This window comes from Sorangium sp. So ce726 (genome assembly GCF_051521405.1).
Lineage (GTDB): Bacteria > Myxococcota_A > Polyangia > Polyangiales > Polyangiaceae > Sorangium.
This window is the reverse complement of record NZ_CP150349.1, coordinates 583,728-605,992: the sequence shown is the minus strand read 5'-3', so window position 1 is coordinate 605,992 and position 22,265 is coordinate 583,728. Positions and strand designations below refer to the sequence as shown.

The window sequence follows — 22,265 nt, the reverse complement described above, 5'->3', positions numbered from 1 at the left end:
AACCCCTGGTACCCTCGGCGGCGTGATGTCTCGGCGAGCTTGGTTTTCCGTGGGCGCCCTCGCAGCGACGACGCTCGTCGGCAGCGCCGCGGGGGCGTTCCCGCACGTCGTGCGCGAGGGCGAGACGCTCGCGCAGATCGCGGAGCGCACCTACGGGCGCGTGCAGATGGAGCAGGTGCTCGTCGCCGCCAACGCGCTCGACGCGGGCGCCGGCGTGCCGATCATGCCCGGCCTGCGCCTGGAGGTGCCCGCGCTGGGCCACCACCGCGTCACCGCGGGCGAGACCTGGGCGATCCTCGCGGAGCGGCTGCTCGGCACCGCCGACCGGAGCGACGTCCTCGCGCTCTCGAACGACACGTGGCCCTGGCTCGAGCCGACCGACGGGCAGGAGATCATCGTGCCGTACAACCTGCGGTACGTCGTCGGCCAGCACGACACCTTGCTCACCATCGCCTATCGCTTCCTGGGCAAGCGGGACCACGCGTGGATGCTCGACAAGTACAACCACCTCAAGCAGGACCCGCTGCGCCGCGGCATGGTGATCCTCGTCCCGCTCACGGATCTGCCGCTCACGGCCCAGGGCAAGGCCGAGGCCGCGAGCTCCGGCGCGCTTGTGCGCTCCGAGGGGGCGGGCCGCGCGCGCGACGCCCAGCGCCGGGTCGACGCCGAGCTGCCGCAGCTCGCCGGCGACGTGCGGAGCGGCCGCTACATCGACGCCGTGGCGCGGGCGAGCCGCCTGCTCGGCTACGGCGATCTCGCCCGGGTGCAGATCGCCACGGTGCAGCGGCACCTGCTCGAGGCCTACGTCGCGCTGGACGCCACAGGGCTCGCCGAGACCGCGTGCGCCGCGTGGCGCGAGGCCGATCCCGCCGCGCGGCTCGATCCCATCGAGCTCAGCCCGAAGATCGTGCGCGCCTGCACCTCGTCGACGGAGCTGCACCTCAGGGCGCCTTCGCCGGACCCCGCGCCGCCGATCCCCGCGGACGCGGGCGGTGGGCGGTGACCTCGCAGCAGCCCGCGCCCGATCGCCTGCCCGCGGGGCACGGCGTCGCGTCGCGGTACACCGTGGAGTCCGTCATCGGCGAGGGCGCCTCCGGCGTCGTCTACCGCGCCACCCGCGACGAGGACGGCCAGCGCGTCGCGCTGAAGGTGATCCACAGGCACCTCTCGGGCACGCCCCAGATCTTCAGGCGCTACCACCGGGAGGCCGCCATCCTGGAGCGCGTCGAGGGCCCTCACGTCGTCCGGATGCTCGACTTCGTCGAGGAGGGCGGGCTCCTCGTGATCGCGCTGGAGCACATCGACGGCAGCTCGCTCGAGGAGCTCCTGCGGGACCACGCGCCGATCGAGATCGATCTGGCGATCGAGATCGCCCTGCAGATCTGCGCCGCGCTGGAGACCGCGCACGCGGCGGGCGTGGTGCACCGCGATCTCAAGCCGGCCAACGTGCTCGTCGAGCGCCCGGACGGGCACGCGGCCGCCGCGCAGTCGCCCTTCGTAGGCCGCGTCCGTGTGGTCGATTTCGGGCTCGCGAAGGTGGTGCACGGCGAGCAGCAGACGACCGGGCTCACCGAGAAGGACATGATCTTCGGGACGCCGGAGTACATGGCGCCGGAGCAGGTGCGCGGGGAGGACGTCGATCCTCGCAGCGACATCTACGCGCTCGGCTGCATCCTCTACGAGATGACGGTCGGCGCCGTGCCGTTCAGCAAGCGGACGCCCATCGCCGTGATGACCGCGCAGATCGCCGAGCAACCGCTGCCGCCGCGCGCCAGCGAGCGCTCCGGGCTCATCTCGGCCGGCCTGGAGGCCGTCATCCTGAGGGCCCTCGCCAAGAGCCCTTCCGAGCGGCACCCGAGCGCCAGGGCATTCGCCGACGCCCTGCGCGCCTGCCGCGAAGAACGGCGCGTCGTGCACCACACCCCCGCGAGCCTCGCGGACGCCGTCTCGATCACCGATCTCGCGCTCGAGCGGACCGGCCTGGATTACGCCGCGCCCCTCCAGGACGGCGCTTCCGTCTCGGGCGTCGGCCACGTCGACCAGCCGGTTACGCCCAGGGAGAGCGCGGTGCGCAGGGCGCTGCCCGAACGCACGGCCGCGGTGGTCCGCGAGACGCCCGCTCTCCCTGCACCGACGGCGGGCGGCACCTCGCGTGAGCTCATCCTCTGGACCGTGGTGGCCATTCTCTGTGCGGCCGCAGGCATCGTGGTCGGCACGCTGTTCGGGGCGCGCTAGGACGCCGCAGGAACGCAACTGGAACGTGCCTGACGCGCCGCCATCGGGGGTGCGGCTATGGCGTGGAGCGCGAGGATCGTGGTAATCGTTCTCATGCGTTCCTTGCTGTCCGGCGGCGCTGCCCTCGCGGATCTCCGCTCTGCTCGGCCCCGGCGGCGGCGCGCTCTCCCCTGCGTCGCCGCCGCGCTCGCCCTCTTCGCGCCCGCGGCCGCTTCGGCCTACGACTCGCTCGCCGTGCCGTGCGCGGACGACCCGCTCCATTGCGCGCGGGGACCGCTCACGTTCCAGCGCAAAGACGCCATCCCGCTCGAGCTCGATTTCGATACAGGCTGGGTCCCGCCGGGCTCACCGCTGCAAGTCAGCCTCGGGGCGGTGGTCTACGCCAACACCCAGGTCTCGTTGAGCGGAGCGCTCGAGGCGTCGTGGCCAGAGGCGCTCGCGCTCAAGGTGCCAGGCACCCCGGACGGCGGCGCGTTCAGCTGCGACTATGGACTCGGTGTCAGCGCACAGGGACGCATCAGCGTTTCCGTCCTGGGTCAGGACTTCGACTGGACGGGCGATATCCCCTATGTTCCCCAGATCGATTTCCAGGTGCACGCCCGCGAGCAGTTCGACGCGTGGGGCTGGGAGCCGGGCATCACGCTGGAGAGCTCCACCGCGCTGCAGCGCATTGCGTCCGTGTCGCTCGGCGACCTCATCGGCGGCTCGATCCCCGGAATCGACGGGAGGTTCGAGCTCGACATCGCAATGGACGTCGCGGCCCGCTACACGACCCATCGCGTGGCCATCGAGACGCTCGATCAGGCGACGGTGAGCGGAGGCGACATCACCCCCGAGGGCGGAGCCTCCTCCGTGGACTACCTGGGAGGCCCGTCGGTCGAGCTCAACGTTCGTCCGGAGGGCTCGGTGCGGTACGACGGCACGCTCCACCTCGTCCCCGCGTTTGGCGTCAGCCTGCTGGGCCGCTCGTGGTCGATCCCGCTCGCCGACATCCCGCTCGCCTTCCCGCTCACCGAGCGGGAATGGGTGTTCGAGAGCGAGCGCGTCCATGTGCCGCTCCCGGACCTCGCGCTGGACAAGCAGGAGATCGATTTCGGCGCCGTGGAGGTGGGGCAGGCCAACGTGGAGCTCGTCCTGCTGTCGAACGCGGGGGAGGCGCTGCTCGATGCCGCCGTGACGACCGACGACCCGGAGAGCTTCGAGCTCGCGGACGCGGCGCTCGGGATCGACCCGGAAACGGAGGTCGACTTCGCGATCCGGTTCGCGCCGAAGGCGAGCGGCGAGTTCGCGGCGACCGTCCTCGTCGAGTCCAACGACCCCGACCAACCCGTGCAGGTGATCGCGGTGCGAGGGATCGGCGTCGGCGAGCCGGAGGCCCCGCCAGGCGGCGGCGAGCTCGCGGAGGAGGACGGCGGCTGCGCCTGCCGCGCGGCCGGGGGCGCGCCGCGCGGGAGCGCCAGCGGCCGGGCCTGGACGGTCGCCGGCCTGTCGCTCGCCGCGCTCGCGGGCGGCCTCAGGCGCCGGCGCCGCGCGGCCTGAGGCTCACGCCGCGCTCGGCGGGCCCACGGCGATCTTCCGCCGCGTCGACACGGCCGCGATCTCCTCCAGCTCCTCGCCGCGCAGCGTCTCCTTGAGCACGAGCGCCTCCGCGACCGCCTCGAGGCCCTCGCGGCGATCGACGAGCAGCTGCTTGGCCTTCAGGTACATCTCGCCGAGCCGCTCCCTCACCTCCTCGTCGACCTCGCGGGCGGTCTCCTCGCTGCACGTGCGCTCCTCCTGGAGCACGCCGAGCATCGGCGCGCCGACGGTGCGCGCGAGCGCGGCCAGCCCGAGGCGCCGGCTCATCCCGAGGCGAGTCACCATCTCGCGGACGAGCGCCGTGGCGCGCCCGAGATCGTCGTGCGCGCCGCTCGACACTTGCCCCAGCGCGATCTCCTCCGCCGCCCTGCCGCCGAGCATCACCGTGACGCGCGACTCGATCTCCTGCTCGGTGATCAGCTGGCGCTCGTCGCGCGGCACCTGGATCGTGACGCCGAGCGCGCCGATCGTGCGGGCCACGATGGACACCCGCTCCACCGGATCGGCGGCCGGCAGCGCGAGCGCGACGAGGGCGTGCCCGGCCTCGTGGTAGGCCACGCGCCGCCGCTCCTCCGCGGTCATGATCTGCCCGCGGCGCCGGAGCCCGAGCTGCGAGCGATCGAGCGCCTCGTCGAAGTCGGCCTGTCCGATCTCCCTGGCGCCGCGCCGCGCCCCGGCCAGCGCCGCCTCGTTGACGATCTTCGCGAGATCGGCGCCGACCATGCCTGGCGTGCGGCGCGCCACGAGCCCGAGATCGACGTCGCTCGCGAGCGGCACCCGCCGCGCGTGGACGGCGAGGATCGCCTCGCGGCCCCGCAGATCGGGCCGATCCACGACGACCTGACGATCGAAGCGCCCGGGCCGCAGGAGGGCCGGATCGAGCACCTCGGGGCGGTTCGTGGCGGCCATCAGGATCACGGTGGTGCGCGCGTCGAAGCCGTCGAGCTCGGCGAGGAGCTGGTGGAGGGTCTGCTCTCGCTCGTCGTGGGTCGCGAGGGCGCCGAGGCCGCCCCGGGTCCTGCCCACGGCGTCGATCTCATCGATGAACACGATGCTGGGCGCGCTCTTGCGCGCCTCCTCGAACAGCTCGCGGACCCGCGCGGCCCCGAGCCCCACGAACATCTCGACGAACTCGCTCGCGTTCAGCGAGAAGAACGGCACGTCCGCCTCGCCCGCCACCGCCCGCGCGAGCAGCGTCTTGCCGGTGCCGGGCGGCCCGATGAGCAGGAGGCCGCGCGGGATCCGTCCGCCCAGCGAGCGGTACTTCGATGGCTCCTTGAGGAAGTCGACGACCTCGACGAGCTCGTCCTTGGCCTCATCGACGCCGGCGACGTCCGAGAAGCGCACCGGATCCTGCTTGGATCGATCGTAGATCTTCGCCTTGCTGCGCAGGAACCCGAGCGGCCCGCCGGCCCCCTGCCCCGCCCGCCGCAGCATCATGAAGAACGCCGCGTTGATGAGGAGGAGCGGCAACATCCAGATCGCCACCTGCATCCACACCGACGTCTGGGGGCTCTTCGCCTCGATGCGGACCTGCTGGTCGAGCAGCGCCTTCACGAGCGGCTCGTCCTCGACGCCGGGCAGCCGCGTCACGCGGACGTGCTCCTCCGGTCGTTGCGGGCTCTCGCGGCGGATCAGCTCGATCTCGTCGGGCTTCACGATCGCCGCGGAGATCTCCCCGCGCCGCACCTCGGCGACCGCTTCGTCGTACGGCACGAGCGGGCGCCCTCGTGACCTGACGATCCCGGAAAGGACCAGGATCCCGACCGCGATCAGCAGGTACCCGAGCCACGCGCGCGACGCCGGCCTCTTCTCGTCAGCCATTCCACGGAGCTGATGTGTGGCGGGCGTCGCCTCGGCAAGCCCTCGCCCCCGGAAGAACGGGAAAGCCCACGAGAAAGCCGCGCGAGGGAGGGAGCCCAGGCGCGTCCCCGAGCGCGGCTCAGCGCGCCGCCGGCGCGCGGCAGCCGCGCGTCCGATGCACGGCAGCCGCGCGTCCACCCGCAGCGCCAACGCGCCGCTGGCGCGAGGTGATCGCCCCGTGGATCCAGGCTAAGAAGCGACACCGTGCCGCTCGCCTCCGACCGCGCCTCGCTCGCCGCGTTCCCCATCGACTGGGGCGGGCTCGCCCCGCTCCGCCTCAAGTCGCGCGCCGTCGCCGAGGGCGTCTACGCCGGCATGCACCGGAGCGTCCGCAAGGGCGCGGGCGTCGAGTTCGGCGGTCAGCGGCCCTATGTGCCCGGCGACGATCTCCGCTTCTTCGATCGCCGCGCCCTGCTCCGCCACGATCGCCTCATGGTGCGCGAGTTCGAGACCGAGACCGATCGCGCCCTGTGGCTGTGCGTCGACGCGACCGCCTCGATGTCCTACCGCGGCCGGCGCGCGCCCGGCGCCAAGCTGGCCTACGCGGCGCTCATCGCCGCGGCCATGGCCCGCGTCGCGCTCGCCACCGGCGACCCGGTGGGGCTCGCCTGGCTCGGCGGCGCCGGCACCCACGGCCTGCCCGCGATGGCGGGGCGCGAGGCGTTCGAGCGCATCGTCGGCGCCCTCGAGGCCACCTCCGCCGCCCAGGACTGGAGCGGCGACGCCGGCGCCGTCGAGCGCGCGCTCGCGCCCATCGCGAAGAAGGCCCGCCGCGGCGCCGTCGTCCTGCTCATCTCGGATCTCATCGATCTTGCTCACGAATCCGGCGCGGCCCCGTCGGGCGCCCACCGCGCGCTCTCGGCGTTCACGTCGCTGAGCACCGGCGGCCGCACGCTGATCGCCCTCCAGGTCCTCGATCCCAGCGAGGCGGCGCTCGACTTCGAGGGCAACGTGCGCCTCCGCGCCCTCGAGGGCGGCGCGGTCGTGGAGGCCGACGCGGGCGCGGTCCGCGCGCAGTACCAGGCGCGCCTCGCCGCCCTGGCGGACGCCTGGTCGCGGGCGCTCGCGTCGCGCGGCGGCCGCCTGCTCCGCGCGACGAGCGCCGATCCTCCGACCGACGTCGTCCGCGCGCTCGTGCAGGCGATCGCCGAGGTGCGCCGATGAGCTTCGTCACGCTCGGCGCGCTGCTGGTCGCCCTGCTCGTCGGCGCGCCGGTCGCCGCGCACCTCCTGCGCCGTCGCCGCGCCGAGGAGCGGCCGTTCCCGCCGGCGCGCCTGGTCCCGCCCACGCCGCCGACGGCGCGGCGCCGGAGCCTCCTCGAGGACCGCGCCCTCTTCGCCACCCGGGCTGTCTCGGTGCTCGCGCTCGCGGTGCTCGGCGCCACGCCGCTCCTGCGCTGCTCGCACCTGTCGCTCAGCCGCAGGGCCGGCGCGTCGGTCGCGCTCGCCATCGTCGTCGACGACTCGCTCAGCATGCGGGCGCGCCCGGACGGCGCCGAGGGCGCCGCGCGCGACGGGCGGTCGATCAACGATTCCTCGCACGATTCCTCGCGGTTCGAGCGCGCGCTCACGGCCGCGCGCGAGCTCGCCAGCGGCCTCGCTCCCGGCGACGCCGCGGCCCTCGTCCTCGCGGGCGCCCCGGCCCGCGTCGCCCTCGCGTCGACCACCAACCTCGCCGCCGTCAGCGAGGCGCTGGCCGCGGTGGCGCCGTCGGACCGCGCCACCGACATCGACGGCGCCCTCGCGCTCGCCCGCGATCTGCTCCGGGGGCTGCCTCAGAGCGACAAACGCATCGTGCTCCTCAGCGACCTCGCGGACGGCACGCCCGGCGCCCCGCCCATCTCAGGCACCCCCGACATCGCCACGTGGGTGCCGCTCCAGGAGCTCGAGGCGACGGGCCAGGACTGCGGGATCGTGCGCGCCGATCGATCCGGCCAGAAGGCGCGCGTCCGCGTCGTCTGCACCGCCGCGTCGACCGCGGCGCGCGGGCCCGACATCGCCGTCGCGCAGCGAGACGGCGGCGCGGGCGCGCCGCCCGCCGCGGGCTCCGCCGCCGCAGGCGCCCCGGCTACAGGCGCTTCCGCCGCGGCGGGGCGATCCCTCGAGGTGCGCGCCGGCGACGCCGTGCTCGGCAAGGTCGCGCTCGATCCGGCCCTGCACGCCGAGGAGCTCTCGATCGACCTCCCGGCCGGGACGCCCGAGATCCTGATCGCCGCGCTCACCGGCGGCGACGCGATCGCCGAGGACGACCGCGCCCCGATCATCTCCGCCGGCGGCCCGCTCTCGATCGCGGTCGTTGTCGACCCCGCGACGACGCACGTCGAGACAGGCGGCCCACCGCCGCTCGAGCAGGCCCTCTCGGCGCTCGACCTGGACGCGCAGATCAGGCCGCTGCCCTCGGTCCCGGAGCACGCGGACGAGCTGGCCGCGCACGCGGGGCTCATCGTCGACGACGCGCCCGGCTTCACGCCGGAGGTGCGCCGCTCGCTCGCCGCGTGGGTCGAGCGCGGCGGCGTCGCGCTGCTGACGCTCGGCCAGCGCGCGGCCGCGGCGCCGCTCGGCGCCGGGTTCGAGCCGCTGGTCCCTGGCGTCGTCCGCTGGTCGGCCTCCCCGGTGCCCGGCGTGGATCCGGCGACGGCGGGCTGGCTCGGCCCGTCCGCGCCCGGCCTCGCCGACGTCGCCCCGCGCGGCCGGGCGACGCTGGGCGCAGAGGCCTCCGAGGGCGCCGAGGTGCTCGCCCGGTGGGCGGACGGCGCCCCGTTCCTCGTGCGCCGCCCGCTCGGGCGCGGCGTGGTGCTGTTCATGACGCTGCCCCTCAGCACGGAGGAGAGCGACGTCGCGCTGCGGCCCGCGTTCCTGTCGCTGCTCGACGGCTTCGTCGGCGCCGCGCGCGCCCGCGGCGGCGCACGACGCCTCGCCGCGGGCGAGGTGTGGACGTTCGACGGCTACCACGACGTCAAGGTCGAGCGCGTGCGGGTCGACCGCGACGGGGCCCCGCAAGGCTCGCGGTCGCGCGAGGCGCTCCCCGTCGCCGAGGTCGAGCGGCGCCTGCGCGTGTCTCCGCCGCTCGCCGGCCTCTACGAGCTCACCCTGGACGGCGAGCGCTCGACGCGCGTCGTGTCGGTCCCGGAGCGCGAGATCGACCTCCGCCCGCGGCGCGTCGCCGAGAGCGCCCGCGCGGCGGACCTGGGCGGCATGGCCGCATCCATCGACGGGTCGCCCTACGTCGCGCTGCTGCTGCTCGCGTTGCTCGCGGTCGAGCTCTTGCTGCGCTCCATCGGAGGGCGGCAGGAGCCGGCGGAAGGCCGGGCGAGCTGAGGCCGGCCGCCTCTGGCGCGCTCGCCCGCGCGGATCGCACGCTTGCCTGCGTGGAGCACGCACGTGCCGGCGCGGAGCAGCCCGCGTCGAGTCGAGTCAACCCGCCGCGCCGCGCTGTCGCGCTCAGTGCGTCTGCCAGTGCGGGGGGATCTCGTCTGCCGGCGCGAACTCGGGCTTGGCCGGCGCGGCGGGCACGGTGGCTGCCCGGCGAGGCCCGTTCGGCTTGAAGCTGTGCTCTGCAGCGGGGAACGTGCGCGACTGGACCTCGCCCACGTAGGCGCGCGTCGCCTCCACGATCTGATCGCCGACCTCGGCGAAGCGCTTCGCGAACTTCGGCGTCAGCTCGCGGAACATCCCGAGCAGGTCGTAACAGACGAGCACCTGCCCGTCGCAGCCGGCCCCGGCGCCGATGCCGATCGTCGGGACGGAGACCGCGGCCGTCACCTCCTGCGCGAGGTCCGGCGGGATCGCCTCGAGCACGATCGCGTAGGCGCCAGCCTCGTCGAGGATGCGCGCGTCGGCGATGAGGCGCTCGGCCGCCTCGTCGCCCTTGCCCTGCACCTTGAAGCCGCCCATGGCGTGCACCGACTGCGGCGTGAGCCCGAGGTGACCCATCACCGGGATGCCCGCGGCGACGATCCGGCGCACGTGCTCGGCGATCTCCTCGCCTCCCTCGAGCTTGATGCTCTCGAAGCTGCCCTCCTTCATCATGCGCCCGGCGTTCTCGAGCGCGTGCATCGGAGAGAGCTGGAAGCTCATGAACGGCATGTCGCCCACGACGTGGGCCCGCCGCGCGCCGCGCGTCACCGCGCGCCCGTGGTAACAGATCTCCTCGACCGTCACGGGGAGCGTCGTCGTGTGCCCCTGCACGACCATCCCCAGCGAGTCGCCGACGAGCAGCAGATCGGCGCCGCCCTCGTCGAGCAGCCGCGCCATCGTGAAGTCGTACGCCGTCACCATCGCGATCGGCGAGACCCCTTTGCGGGAGCGGATCTCGGGGACCGTGACCTTCGTCGAGCGCTGCGCTGGCCTGCGTGCGCTGCCGCCACCGTTGCCTTGCGGACCGTACATGTGCCTCCGGGTCGCGGCCGCACTCGCGGTCCACGCCTCGGGACAAGCTAGGGCGGCGCCCGCTGCGGGGCAAGACGCGGCGCGCGGCGGCCGCGGGCGGGTAAGCCGCAATCTTCAGCGTTCTCGCATGGTTACCGACCGGTCGCCGGCCGCCAGGTGCGTGCAGGCCGGACGCCGCGCGGCGCCCCCTGCGGCGCGGCGGCGCGATCGCAGGAGCGGGCGGATCAACCGTGGCGGGGGCCGGCGCCGCGGGCGGGGTGCGCTGCCCCCGTCGTTCGCGAGCCGCCCGGAGGCGCGGGCCTCGGGTTGGTCAGCGCGGTCAGGACGTGATCGCGCCAGGCGCCGTCGATGAACAGGTAATCGCGCGCGTACCCCTCGACGACGAAGCCGAGGCGCCGGAGCAGCCGGCCGCTGCGCTCGTTGTGCGGCAGGTAGTTCGCCATCACCCGGTGGAAGCCGAGCGTGTCGAACATGTACGCGATCGCGGCCTCGATCGCCTCGAACATCAGGCCCGAGCCCACTGCGCGCTGGTCGAGCGAGTAGCCGAGGGTCGCGGCCTGGAAGGCGCCGCGGACGAACTGCGTGAAGTTGCAGACTCCGATCACCTCGCCGCCGGGGGCGCCGCGCCACTGCAGCGCGAGCCGGAGCGCGCGATCCGCGGCGAAGTCCTCGTGGTCGCGGAGGAGGCGCTCGCGCCAGAACGCCTCGGTGTAGAAGCCCTCGGGGCGCGGCGGATCCCACCGCGCCAGGTGATCGCGGTTGCGCTCGAAGTAGGCGAGGTAGCGGCCAGCAAACTCGACGGGAGGGAGGAAGAGGCGCAGCCGCGGGGTCTCGATGCAGACGGGGCTCTTCAAGGGGCCTCCAGCGCGACGCGCCTAGGACAGGGTCCCTTCATCGAGGCGGCGCATCCCTTCGAGGAGCAGCGCCTCGGGCGACGCGGTGATGCTGCGGGTGCTGGGCGAGAAGCTCGGGTCGAGGCGGAAGTCGCCCTCCCGGAGCGTGAGCATCCGGTAGAACGCGTCCTCGCCCTGCGCGCCGGCCCAGAGCGCATGGACGACCTGCCCGTCGGCGAAGTGGATCTCGCCGGCCATGGAGTTCGCCTGGATCTTGAGCGCGCACGTCTTCCGGCCGTGCCACAGGATCTGGATCATGTCCGGCAGGCCCATCTCGGCGAGCGAGCCGGACACGCCGCGGGGGACGGCGGTCGTGGAGCGCCGCTCGATGAGCTGGCGGAGCTTGGCGGCCATGACGTCGGTCGACGCCGGCTTCGAGACGAAGTCGTCGACGCCGAGATCGAAGGCGCGCTGGGCGGTCTGCCGGTCGGTCTTCGCGGTGAGGATGACCCACGTCTTGTCGCGGCCGAAGCCGAGCTTCAGCGCGTCGGCGCGGAGCGTGAGGCCGGCGTCGGGCTCCTCGAGGTCGATCTCGCTGACGACCACCTCGATGTCCTTCGTCTCGAGCTCGCGGCGCGCCTGCGCCACGTTGCGCGCGATCGAGACCTCGAAGCCCTGCTCGAGCAGGCGCAGCTCGAGCACCGTCGTCTCCTCGGGATCCGGGTCGACGATGAGCGCCTGGTGCCGATCGGAGAGCAGCTTCGCGCGCATGTCGTCGCCGGTCATGACCTGGCGGAAGAGATCGACGATGTTCGGATCGAAGATGGTGGCGCGGTACTGGGCGAGCACGTCGCAGGCCTCCGGCGGGCGGAGCGCCTTGCGGTACGGGTTGCGCGGGTTCTGCGTGAGATCCGCGTAGGTGTCCGCGACCGCGAGGATGCGCGCGCCGAGCGGGATCTCCTTGCCGGACAGGCCATCGGGGAAGCCGCTGCCGTCGTAGCGCTCGTACATCATGCTGATCGCCGAGACGACCTCCTGCGGCAGCCCCACCGACTCCATGAGGTGCGCCGGCAGATCGACGCTCTTCGTCGCGGCGAGCCGGTGCCCCTCGTACTCGGCGACGTTGAGCGCGGTGAGGTGGTACGGGCCGTTCTTGCCGAGGTCGTGAAGGTAGGCCGAGGCCACGTAGCTCGCGACCGTCGTCGGCGGCAGGCCGATGCGCTCGCAGAGCTTGCGCACGATGCGAGCGACCGTGGAGGAGTGGCCCCGAAGGTCCTGCCGCGCGTTCTCGAGCAGGCTCACAAGGACGTTGAGCGTCTCGACGTACGCGTGGGTCGTTGTCGGGTGCGGCGGCGGCGGAGGCGGCGCCACGGCGACCGGCGCCGAGATCGGGGCGGGAGCGACCTGCTGCTGCGGAGGCGGCGAAGGAGGCACCGGCGTGGGCGGCGGGCCGGCCGGGGCCACGCGGGGCGGCGCGGAGGGCGCCCGCATCACCGCGGGGACCTGGGGCGCCGTGACGAGCGGCGCAGGCACCGGCGCCGCCTGCGTGGGCGCCGCCGCGTGCGCCGGCTGCACTTGCATCGTCTGCAGGTGCATCGGCGCCGCCTGCGTGGGCGCCACATGCATCGTCTGCCCGTGCGCCGGCTGCCCGTGCCCCGGCTGCGGGACCACCGCCGGCACGTGCGTCATCGACGCGCGCTCGTGCGTGATCGACGCGCGCTCGTGTGTCATCGACGCGCGCTCGAAGGGGTTATTGCTGTTGGTGTAGAGGATCTCGTCGAACGAGTTGACCGGGCGCAGCAGCGAGCTGAACGCGGTCGTGTCGCCGCGGTAGTGGTACGCGATGGCGGCGCGGACCGCCGCCGGCCTGGCGACGATGGCGCGTACGTCCCGCACGCCCGCGGCGAGCCGGATCTCGTGCAGCGCGACGTCGTTGTCGGGATCCGCGGTCGCGACCGAGAGCGTCGTGTTCCGATCGTCGAGCAGGACCGGGAAGACGCCGTGCAACGTCGCGGTGATCGCCGAGACCTTGGCGAGCACTCGGGGCTCGATGATCGCCTTCGAGAGCTTCTCGGTCGAGACGAAGCGGGTGTTGTGGACGGTCGCGATGAACTTCAGGAGCTCGGACTCGTTGACGATGTCGAGCTCGATGATGGCGTCCTCGATACGGCCGCGCGTACGCATCGCGTACTCCACCGCACGACGGTGATCGTCCGGGGTGATGCGCCCCTCGAGGACGAGGCGATCGGCAATCCGCTGGTTCAATCCTTGAACGGAAGCCATCGAAACCCTGATTCTACCCAGAAATTGGAGGTGGCGCGCCCAAGAACCCTCGCGGAACGGGAGCACGCGGGGAGAGCTGGCCTGCCGCTAGCGGCGTATGCAGCCATGGGGTGCGCTCGAGGAATGAGAGCAGAGCTCGGCGCGGCGCGCGAGCCCCGTGAGCATTCCAGCCGACGCCGGTTGGCTGGCGAGGCCCGCTCGACCCGATACGCTGCGACGTGGAAGTGAAGACTGGACCCGGGTAGGCGCTCACGCCACGTCTGGCGCGGCTCGCCAGGCCGGTGAGCCTGGTGCGAAGGGGGAAACGCCTCCCGGAATGCCGCAAACGGGCTTCGGGAGAGGGGCGGCGCGCCCGGGGTCAGGGTTGGATCCCGCCCTGGGCGCGCCGGCACGCGGTCACTCCTCGTTCACGGCCGTGAGCGTCTCCTCGGGACGCGGCCGCGGGGCGACGTACGGCGCTTGCGCCACCGGCTCGCCCTCCACCACGACCTGGAGGCGCTTGTAGGCGGGCAGCCCCGTCCCGGCCGGGATCAGGCGGCCCATGATGACGTTCTCCTTGAGACCGCGGAGATCGTCCGTCTTGCCGTTGATCGCGGCCTCGGTGAGCACCTTGGTCGTCTCCTGGAACGACGAGGCGCTGATGAACGACTCGGTCGACAGGCTGGCCTTGGTGATGCCGAGGAGGAGCGCCTCCGCGATGGCGGGCTTGCCGCCGCGCTCGAGCACGGTCTCGTTCTCCTTCTCGAAGATGTGCTTCTCGACCTGCTCGTCGACCAGGAAGTTCGTATCGCCGACCTCGCGCACCCGGACACGCCGGAGCATCTGCCGGACGATGACCTCGATGTGCTTGTCGTTGATGCCGACGCCCTGGAGCCGGTAGACCTGCTGGATCTCGTTCACGAGCCAGGCCGACAGCTCCTTCTCGCCCTTCACCCGGAGGATGTCGTGCGGGTTCGGCGGGCCGTCCTGGAGGGGGTCGCCCGCGCGCACCCGGTCACCCGGCTGCACCTGGATGTGCTTGCCCTTCGGGATCAGGTACTCGCGCGCCTGATCGCCGAGCGCGTGCCCGTCCGGCGAGTACGGCGTGATGATGACCTTCCGCTTGCCCTTCGTGTCCTTGCCGAACGTGACCTCGCCGTCGATCTCGCTGATGATCGCGTGATCCTTCGGCTTTCGGGCCTCGAACAGCTCGGCGACGCGGGGCAGACCGCCGGTGATGTCCTGCACCTTCGTCGTGTCGCGCGGGATCTTGGCGATGACCTCGCCGGCCTCGATGAGATCCCCCTCCTGCGCGACGATGTGGGCGCCGACAGGGAGCAGGTAGCGCGCCTCGAGCTCGCTGTTCGGGAGCTTCAGCGTCTTGCCCGACTCCGGGTCCTTCAGCGAGATGCGCGGGCGGACGTCGGCCGCCTTCGACTCGATGACGACCTTTCGCGAGAGGCCCGTCACCTCGTCGAGGCGATCCTGCACGCTGACGCCCTCGATGAGGTCGCCGAACTTCACCACGCCGGAGACCTCGGTGAGGATCGGCGTCGCGAACTGGTCCCACTCGGCGAGCAGCTCGCCGGGCTTGGTGCGCTCGCCGTCGGCCTTCTTGAGGATGGCGCCGTAGACGAGGCGGTTGTGCTCGCGCTCGCGACCCGTCTCGTCGACGACCACGATCTCGCCGTGGCGGTTCATGACCACCATGGTGCCGTCCTTCTTCTTCTGGACGACCGCGCGGCGGAGGCGGACGGTGCCCTCGGTGCGGGCCTCGAGGTAGCTCGCCTCGATCTTGCCGCGCGCCGCGGTGCCGCCGATGTGGAAGGTGCGCATCGTGAGCTGCGTGCCCGGCTCGCCGATCGACTGGGCGGCGATGATGCCCACCGCCTCGCCGATGTTGACCCGGTAGCCGCGCGCGAGGTCGCGCCCGTAGCACAGCGCGCAGACCCCGCGGCGGAGCTGGCACGTGAGCACCGAGCGGATGACGACCTCCTCGATGCCGGCGTCCTCGATGGACCGCACCGCCTGCTCGTCGAGCTCGGTGTTCGCCGTGATGAGCACCTCGCCGGTGAGCGGGTCGACGACGTCCTCCAGCGCGACGCGGCCGAGGATGCGGTCGCCGAGCGGCTGGATGACCTCGCCGGCCTCCTCGAGCTTCGCCACGCGGATGCCGTCGAGCGTGCCGCAGTCGAACTCGGAGATGACCGCGTCCTGCGCCACGTCGACGAGACGCCGGGTGAGGTACCCCGAGTTCGCCGTCTTGAGCGCCGTGTCGGCGAGACCCTTCCGGGCGCCGTGCGTCGAGATGAAGTACTGGAGCACGCTGAGACCCTCGCGGAAGTTCGCGGTGATCGGCGTCTCGATGATCTCGCCGGACGGCTTGGCCATCAGGCCGCGCATCGCGGCCAGCTGCCGGATCTGCTGCGTGGAGCCGCGCGCGCCGGAGTCGGCCATGATGTAGATGGGGTTGAAGCTCGGCTCGATCGACTCCTTGCCGGTCTCGTGATCGACGACCGTCTCCTTGCCGATGCCGCCCATCATCTCGGTCGTGACCTGGTCGGCGATGCTCGCCCAGATATCGACGATCTTGTTGTACCGCTCGCCGTCGGTGATGAGCCCCTCCTGGTACTGCTCGACGACGCGCTCGACCTCCTTCTGCGCCTCGCCCAGGAGGACCTTCTTGGCCGGCGGGATCACCATGTGATCCATGCAGATCGAGATACCCGCCCGCATCGCGTGGTCGAAGCCGAGCGTGCGGAGCCGGTCCGCGAGGAGGACGGTCTCCTTGTTGCGGTGGATGCGGTAGCAGACGTCGATGAGCGCCGAGAGCGCCTTCTTGTCGAGGGTCTTGTTCGCGTACTCGAACGCGACCCCCTTCGGGAGGACCTCGGAGATGATGACGCGGCCCACCGTGGTCTCGACGATGCGGCGCTTCACGTGGCCGAACTCGTCGAGCTGCGGGTTGCCGTCGTCGTCGATGATCGGGACGCGGACGCGGATGCCGGCGTGCAGCGCGACCTCGCCGTTGTCGTACGCCATCCGCACCTCCTCGGGGGAGGCGTAGATGCCGCGCAGGTAGCCCTGCGCCACGCCGTCCTCGCCGAAGGCGAGGGTGTCCGCGCGGTACGACCCCTTCTCGAACTTCCGCTCGCGGGTCGCGTAGTAGAGCCCGAGCACGATGTCCTGCGTCGGGTTGATGATCGGCTTGCCGCTCGCGGGCGAGAGGATGTTGTTCGTGCTCATCATGAGCACGCGCGCCTCCATCTGCGCCTCGACCGACAGCGGCACGTGGACCGCCATCTGGTCGCCGTCGAAGTCGGCGTTGAACGCCGCGCAGACCAGCGGGTGCAGCTGGATCGCCTTGCCCTCGATGAGGACCGGCTCGAACGCCTGGATGCCGAGGCGGTGGAGCGTCGGGGCGCGGTTCAGGAGCACCGGGTGCTCGCTGATGACCTCCTCGAGGATGTCCCAGACCTCCGGGCGCTCCTTCTCCACCATCTTCTTGGCGCTCTTGATGGTGTTGACGTAGCCGCGCTCTTCCAGCTTGTTGTAGATGAACGGCTTGAAGAGCTCGAGCGCCATCTTCTTGGGCAGACCGCACTGGTGCAGGCGCAGCGTCGGGCCCACGACGATGACGGAGCGGCCCGAGTAGTCGACGCGCTTGCCGAGCAGGTTCTGGCGGAACCGGCCCTGCTTGCCCTTCAGCATGTCGGAGAGCGACTTGAGCGGGCGCTTGTTCGGGCCGGTGATCGTCTTGCCGCGGCGGCCGTTGTCGAACAGCGCGTCGACCGCCTCCTGCAGCATCCGGCGCTCGTTCCGGATGATGATCTCCGGCGCGTTCAGCTCGAGGAGCCGCTTCAGGCGGTTGTTGCGGTTGATGACGCGGCGGTAGAGGTCGTTGAGATCGCTGGTCGCGAAGCGGCCGCCGTCCAGGGGGACGAGCGGGCGCAGATCCGGCGGGAGCACCGGGATCACCGTCAGCATCATCCACTCGGGCCGATTGCCGCTCTCACGGAACGCCTCGACGACCTTGAGCCGCTTCGCGAGCTTCTTCCGCTTGGCCTCGCTGGTCGCGGCGCGCATCTCCGTCCTGAGCAGCTCCGCCAGGCCGTGGACGTCGACCTGCTTGAGCATCTCGAGGATCGCCTCGCCGCCCATGCCGGCGCTGAACTTGTCGTCACCGTACTCGTCGAGGAGCTGCAGATACCGCTCCTCGCTCAGGAGATCGCCCCGCATGAGGCCAGTCTCCTTGGGATCGATGACGATGTACGCCTCGCAATAAAGCACCTTCTCCAGGTCCTTGAGCGTGATGTCGAGCATGTTGCCGATGCGCGACGGCAGGCTCTTCAGGAACCAGATGTGGGCGACCGGCGTGGCCAGCGAGATGTGCCCGAGCCGCTCGCGCCGGACCTTCGACTGGATGACCTCGACGCCGCACTTCTCGCACACGATGCCACGGTGCTTCATGCGCTTGTACTTGCCGCAGTTGCACTCGTAGTCCTTCACAGGCCCGAAGATCTTCGCGCAGAACAGACCATCGCGCTCCGGCTTGAACGTCCGGTAGTTGATGGTCTCCGGCTTCTTCACCTCGCCGTGCGACCACTCGCGGATCTTCTCCGGGCTCGCGAGCGAGATGCGGATGGCGCTAAACGACAGCGGGTCCTTGGGCTTCTCGAAGAAGCTGAAGATGTCACGCATGGAGACCTCCGGAGACAGAAACGAAACCGATGAACCTGTCAGCGCCCACTGTTTGAGCCTTCGGGAGCGCGCCGCCAGCGCGGCGCGCCTCCCCTGCCGTCACCGAAAAGGCGCGCGGCGCTCGTGACGTGACGAACTGCATCACTCCTCTTCCTCCGCGGCCGACGCCTCCACGCCTGCGCTCGTCTCGACCAGCTCGACGTTCAGGCACAGCGACTGGAGCTCCTTGATGAGCACGTTGAAGCTCTCCGGCAGCCCCGCCTCCAGGGTGTAGTCCCCCTTCACGATGGCCTCGTACATCCGGGTGCGACCCATCACGTCGTCGCTCTTCACCGTGAGGAACTCCTGCAGCGCGTAGGCCGCGCCGTAGGCCTCCATCGCCCAGACTTCCATCTCGCCGAGCCGCTGCCCGCCGAACTGCGCCTTGCCGCCGAGGGGCTGCTGCGTGACGAGCGAGTAGGGCCCGATCGAGCGAGCGTGGATCTTGTCGTCGACCAGGTGGTGGAGCTTCAGCATGTACATGATGCCCACCGTGACGTTCTGATCGAACGCGTCGCCCGTGCGCCCGTCGAAGAGGATCGCCTGACCCGAGGTCGGGAGACCCGCGAGATCGAGAGCGCCCTTGATATCCGACTCGTGCGCGCCGTCGAACACCGGCGATCCCATGAACACGCCCTCATCGACCGTCTTGACGAAGCGCTTGACGTCGCCGTCATCGAGGTTGTCGAAGAAGCCGTTCATCGTCTCGTCGCCCGCGTAGATGGCCTTCAGGTGCTCCTTGATCTCGGCGCTCGCCCGCTGCTGCTCGATCATCCGCTGCAGCTGGTTGCCGAGCTCGAAGGCGCCCCACCCGAGGTGGATCTCGAGGATCTGACCGACGTTCATGCGGCTCGGCACGCCGAGCGGGTTCAGCACGAGATCGACCGGCCTGCCGTCCTGCAGATACGGCATGTCCTCCTCGGGGAGGATGCGGCTGATCACGCCCTTGTTGCCGTGGCGGCCCGCCATCTTGTCGCCGACCTGGAGCTTGCGCTTGATGGCGATATAGACCTTCACCATCTTGATGACGCCCGGCGGCAGCTCGTCGCCCTTGGAGAGGCGATCGATCTTGTCGCGGAAGTGCTCCTCGCGCGTGCGGACGAGCTCCTCGAGATCGCGCAGGATCTGCTGGACCCGATCGGCGTCGTCGACGGGGATCTCCCCCCAGTACTTGCGGGGGATCTCGGCGAGCGAGGGCTCGTCGATGATGGCGCCCTTCTGGAAGAGCACCTTGCCCTTGTCGTCGACGAGCTTGCCCGTCGCCTCCTTGCCGAGGAGGAGCTCGCGGATGCGGCGGAAGAACGAGTCGCGGAGGATCTTGATCTCCTCGTCGCGCGTCCGCTCGATCCTGGCCCGCTCCTGATCCTCGATGTCCCGCGCGCGGTCGTCCTTCTCGGTCCCCTTGCGCGAGAACACGCGGGCGTTGATGACGATCCCGCCGACGCCGGGCGGCACCTTGAGCGAGCTGTCGCGGACGTCGCCGGCCTTCTCGCCGAAGATCGCCCGGAGCAGCTTCTCCTCGGGCGAGAGCTGGGTCTCGCCCTTCGGCGTGATCTTGCCGACCAAGATGTCGCCCGGCCGCACCTCGGCCCCGATCCGCACGATGCCGGAGTCGTCGAGGTCCTTGAGCGCCTCCTCGCCGACGTTCGGGATGTCGCGGGTGATCTCCTCCTTGCCGAGCTTCGTGTCGCGGGCGACGCACTCGAACTCCTCGATGTGGATCGAGGTGAACACGTCGTCCTTGGCGATGCGCTCGGAGACCAGGATCGAGTCCTCGAAGTTGTAGCCCTGCCACGGCATGAACGCGACGAGCACGTTCTGGCCGAGCGCGAGCTCGCCCATGTCCGTCGACGGGCCGTCCGCGAGCACGTCGCCCTTCTTCACCACCTCGCCCGTCCTGACGACCGGCTTCTGCGTGTAGCAGGTCGACTGGTTCGAGCGCTGGAACTTCATGAGGTGGTAGATATCGGGCACCTCGGCGCCCTCGCCCTCGGCGCGGACGACGATGCGCGTCGCGTCGACGCTCTCGACGACCCCGGGGCGCCGCGCGATGACGCAGACGCCGGAGTCGCGGGCGAGCCGCTCCTCCATGCCGGTACCGACGAGGGGCGCGTGCGACTGGACGAGCGGCACGGCCTGACGCTGCATGTTGGCGCCCATGAGCGCGCGGTTCGCGTCGTCGTGCTCGAGGAACGGCACGAGCGCGGCGGCGACCGACACCATCTGGTTCGGCGCGACGTCCATCAGCTCGACCATCTCGGGCGTGACGATCTTGAACTCGCCGTTGTAGCGGGCCGAGACCAGCGACTCCTTGAAGCGACCGCCCTCGTCGAGGTTCACGGTCGCCTGCGCGATGTACTTGCCCTCCTCTTCGAGCGCGGAGAGCCAGATCACGTCCTCGGTCACACGGCCGTTCTCGACCTTCCGGTACGGCGTCTCGACGAACCCGAACTCGTTCACGCGGGCGAACGTCGACAGCGACGCGATGAGGCCGATGTTCGGACCTTCCGGCGTCTCGATCGGGCAGATACGGCCGTAGTGGGTCGCGTGGACGTCGCGCACCTCGAAGCCGGCCCGCTCGCGGGTCAGGCCGCCCGGGCCGAGCGCCGAGAGGCGGCGCTTGTGGGTGACCTCCGAGAGCGGGTTGGTCTGGTCCATGAACTGCGAGAGCTGGGAGCTCCCGAAGTACTCCTTCACGACCGCGCTGACCGGCTTCGCGTTGATCAGATCGTGGGGCATGAGCGTGTCGATCTCCTGCGACATGCTCATGCGCTCCTTGATCGCGCGCTCCATGCGGACGAGGCCGATGCGGTACTGGTTCTCCATCAGCTCGCCGACCGCGCGCACGCGGCGGTTGCCGAGGTGGTCGATGTCGTCCACCGAGCCGCGCCCGTTCTTGAGCTCGATCAGGTGACGCACGGTCTCGAGGATGTCTTGCGGCGTGAGCACCGTGAGATCGAGCCCCGGCCGCTCGTCCTCGGGGACATCCCGGTAGAACTTGTAGTTCAGCTTCAGCCGGCCGACCTTCGACAGGTCATAACGCTCGGCGTTGAAGAACAGGTTGTGGAACAGGGTCTTGGCCGTCTCGAGCGTCGGCGGATCGCCCGGCCGCAGCCGCCGGTAGATCTCCAGGATCGAGTCCTCCATCGTCTTCACCTTGTCGGTGAGCAGCGTGTCGCGGAGGTACGAGCCGACGTTCAGGCCGTCGATGAACAGGATGCGGAACTGCTCGATGTTCGCGTCGCGCAGCCGCTCGAGCTTCGCCTCGGTGAGCTCCTCGTTCACCTCGACCACGACCTCGCCGGTCTCCGGGTCGACGATGTCGTGCGCCGCGACCTTCCCGACGAGCTCCTCCGGCTCGAGGCTGAGCCGCTCGAGCTTCGCCTCCTTCATCTTCCGGATGGCGGCTCGGGTGAACTTGGTGTTCTTCTTGACGATGACGTCGTTGCCGATCTTGATGTCGCGCGTCGTCCGCTGGCCGGCCAGGAGATCGTATTCGATGCTCTTCGCGTACTTGCCACCCTTCTCGAGGAACACGGTCTCGGTCGAGTAGAAGTAGTTCAGCAGGTCCTGCGTGGAGTACCCGAGCGCGCGCAGGAGCACCGTCGCGTGCATCTTCCGCCGGCGATCGATGCGAACATAGATGATGTCCTTCGGGTCGAACTCGAAGTCGAGCCACGAGCCGCGGTATGGGATCACGCGCGCGGAGTAGAGCAGCTTGCCGCTCGAGTGCGTCTTGCCCTTGTCGTGATCGAAGAAGACGCCGGGGCTGCGGTGCAGCTGGCTGACGACGACGCGCTCGGTGCCGTTGATGATGAACGTGCCCGTCTCGGTCATCAGCGGGAGCTCACCGAAGTAGACCTCCTGCTCCTTGATGTCGCGCACGATCCGCTCCCCGCCGTCGCGGGTGTCGTAGATCATCAGCTGGTTCGTGACCTTGATCGGCGCCGAGTAGGTCATCCCGCGCTGGCGGCACTCATCGACGTCGTACTTCGGCGGCTCGAGGTTGTACGAGACGAAGACGAGCTCGCTCGTGCCGTTGAAGTCTTTGATCGGGAAGACCGAGCGGAACACCGCCTGCAGCCCGACCTCCTCCCGCTCGTTCGGCGGAACGCTCATCTGGAGGAATTTGTCGTAGCTCGACTTCTGGATGTCGATCAGGTTGGGGACGTCGATGATGCGACGAACGCGACCCAGGTTCTTACGGACGCGGAAGTTGGATTGGACGACCGACGGCATCGATTTCCTCCGGCTCACACGAGCAGTGCGGGGCGGGCGCACGGCTCGAACCGAGCAACGAACACGAAGCTACGCACGAATGGCGAGCGAGCGTCCCCAGGGAATGAGGACCCAAAACATCTTGGCT

The 22,265-nt window shown here is 70.8% G+C and carries 11 protein-coding genes; 5 read left to right on the top strand and 6 right to left on the bottom strand.

Features of this window, described 5'->3' with window-relative positions; genetic code table 11:
• Nucleotides 1-49 precede the first annotated feature (49 nt).
• The 3 genes from WME79_RS02235 to WME79_RS02225 all read left to right on the top strand — a co-directional run bounded on the left by WME79_RS02235 (nt 50) and on the right by WME79_RS02225 (nt 3,774).
• Nucleotides 50-1,003: a LysM peptidoglycan-binding domain-containing protein gene (locus WME79_RS02235; protein ID WP_437531330.1), complete on the top strand. Its 954-nt coding sequence runs from the start codon at nt 50-52 to the stop codon at nt 1,001-1,003.
• Nucleotides 1,000-2,235, top strand: coding sequence for a serine/threonine-protein kinase (locus WME79_RS02230; RefSeq protein ID WP_437531329.1), 1,236 nt, complete (start codon nt 1,000-1,002; stop codon nt 2,233-2,235). Before WME79_RS02235 ends, WME79_RS02230 begins: the two co-directional genes overlap by 4 nt.
• Nucleotides 2,236-2,328: 93 nt before the next feature.
• Nucleotides 2,329-3,774 (top strand): choice-of-anchor D domain-containing protein, encoded by a 1,446-nt coding sequence (locus WME79_RS02225; RefSeq protein WP_437531328.1) that lies wholly within the window; start codon nt 2,329-2,331, stop codon nt 3,772-3,774.
• A 3-nt stretch (nt 3,775-3,777) separates the two neighbouring features.
• On the opposite strand, the gene ftsH is transcribed toward WME79_RS02225, so the two are convergent.
• On the bottom strand, nt 3,778-5,637 hold the full coding sequence (gene ftsH / locus WME79_RS02220; protein ID WP_437531327.1) for an ATP-dependent zinc metalloprotease FtsH: 1,860 nt from the start codon (nt 5,635-5,637) through the stop codon (nt 3,778-3,780).
• Nucleotides 5,638-5,880: 243 nt separating this feature from the next.
• Here ftsH and WME79_RS02215 point away from each other — a divergent pair, with 243 nt between their 5' ends.
• Both WME79_RS02215 and WME79_RS02210 read left to right on the top strand, forming a co-directional pair.
• Nucleotides 5,881-6,840 carry a DUF58 domain-containing protein gene (locus WME79_RS02215; RefSeq protein ID WP_437531326.1) on the top strand — a complete coding sequence of 320 codons (960 nt, stop codon included), beginning with the start codon at nt 5,881-5,883 and terminating at the stop codon, nt 6,838-6,840.
• On the top strand, nt 6,837-8,993 hold the full coding sequence (locus WME79_RS02210) for a VWA domain-containing protein (RefSeq protein ID WP_437531325.1): 2,157 nt from the start codon (nt 6,837-6,839) through the stop codon (nt 8,991-8,993). The genes WME79_RS02215 and WME79_RS02210 overlap by 4 nt, the downstream gene beginning before the upstream one ends.
• Before the next feature lie 123 nt (nt 8,994-9,116).
• On the opposite strand, the gene panB is transcribed toward WME79_RS02210, so the two are convergent.
• From panB to rpoB, 5 genes are all read right to left on the bottom strand, one after another.
• Entirely contained in the window at nt 9,117-10,064 is a 948-nt protein-coding gene (panB, locus tag WME79_RS02205; protein ID WP_437531324.1) for a 3-methyl-2-oxobutanoate hydroxymethyltransferase, read from the bottom strand.
• 224 nt (nt 10,065-10,288) lie between these two features.
• A complete protein-coding gene (locus WME79_RS02200) occupies nt 10,289-10,918 on the bottom strand; it encodes a GNAT family N-acetyltransferase (protein WP_437531323.1) in 630 nt (209 codons plus the stop codon).
• A gap of 21 nt (nt 10,919-10,939) precedes the next feature.
• Nucleotides 10,940-13,180: an HD domain-containing phosphohydrolase gene (locus WME79_RS02195; protein WP_437531322.1), complete on the bottom strand. Its 2,241-nt coding sequence runs from the start codon at nt 13,178-13,180 to the stop codon at nt 10,940-10,942.
• A 396-nt stretch (nt 13,181-13,576) separates the two neighbouring features.
• Complete coding sequence (rpoC, locus tag WME79_RS02190; protein WP_437531321.1) at nt 13,577-17,860, bottom strand: DNA-directed RNA polymerase subunit beta'; 4,284 nt, start codon at nt 17,858-17,860, stop codon at nt 13,577-13,579.
• Nucleotides 17,861-18,001: 141 nt separating this feature from the next.
• Nucleotides 18,002-22,138 (bottom strand): DNA-directed RNA polymerase subunit beta, encoded by a 4,137-nt coding sequence (gene rpoB / locus WME79_RS02185; RefSeq protein WP_437531320.1) that lies wholly within the window; start codon nt 22,136-22,138, stop codon nt 18,002-18,004.
• Nucleotides 22,139-22,265 lie beyond the last annotated feature (127 nt).

Bases quoted from the DNA above. Each gene is read 5' to 3' on its own strand.
- ftsH (WP_437531327.1), bottom strand. From the start codon at position 5,637: ATGGCTGACGAGAAGAGGCCGGCGTCGCGCGCGTGGCTCGGGTACCTG.
- WME79_RS02195 (WP_437531322.1), bottom strand. From the start codon at position 13,180: ATGGCTTCCGTTCAAGGATTGAACCAGCGGATTGCCGATCGCCTCGTC.
- WME79_RS02225 (WP_437531328.1), top strand. From the start codon at position 2,329: ATGCGTTCCTTGCTGTCCGGCGGCGCTGCCCTCGCGGATCTCCGCTCT.
- panB (WP_437531324.1), bottom strand. From the start codon at position 10,064: ATGTACGGTCCGCAAGGCAACGGTGGCGGCAGCGCACGCAGGCCAGCG.
- WME79_RS02210 (WP_437531325.1), top strand. From the start codon at position 6,837: ATGAGCTTCGTCACGCTCGGCGCGCTGCTGGTCGCCCTGCTCGTCGGC.
- rpoB (WP_437531320.1), bottom strand. From the start codon at position 22,138: ATGCCGTCGGTCGTCCAATCCAACTTCCGCGTCCGTAAGAACCTGGGT.
- rpoC (WP_437531321.1), bottom strand. From the start codon at position 17,860: ATGCGTGACATCTTCAGCTTCTTCGAGAAGCCCAAGGACCCGCTGTCG.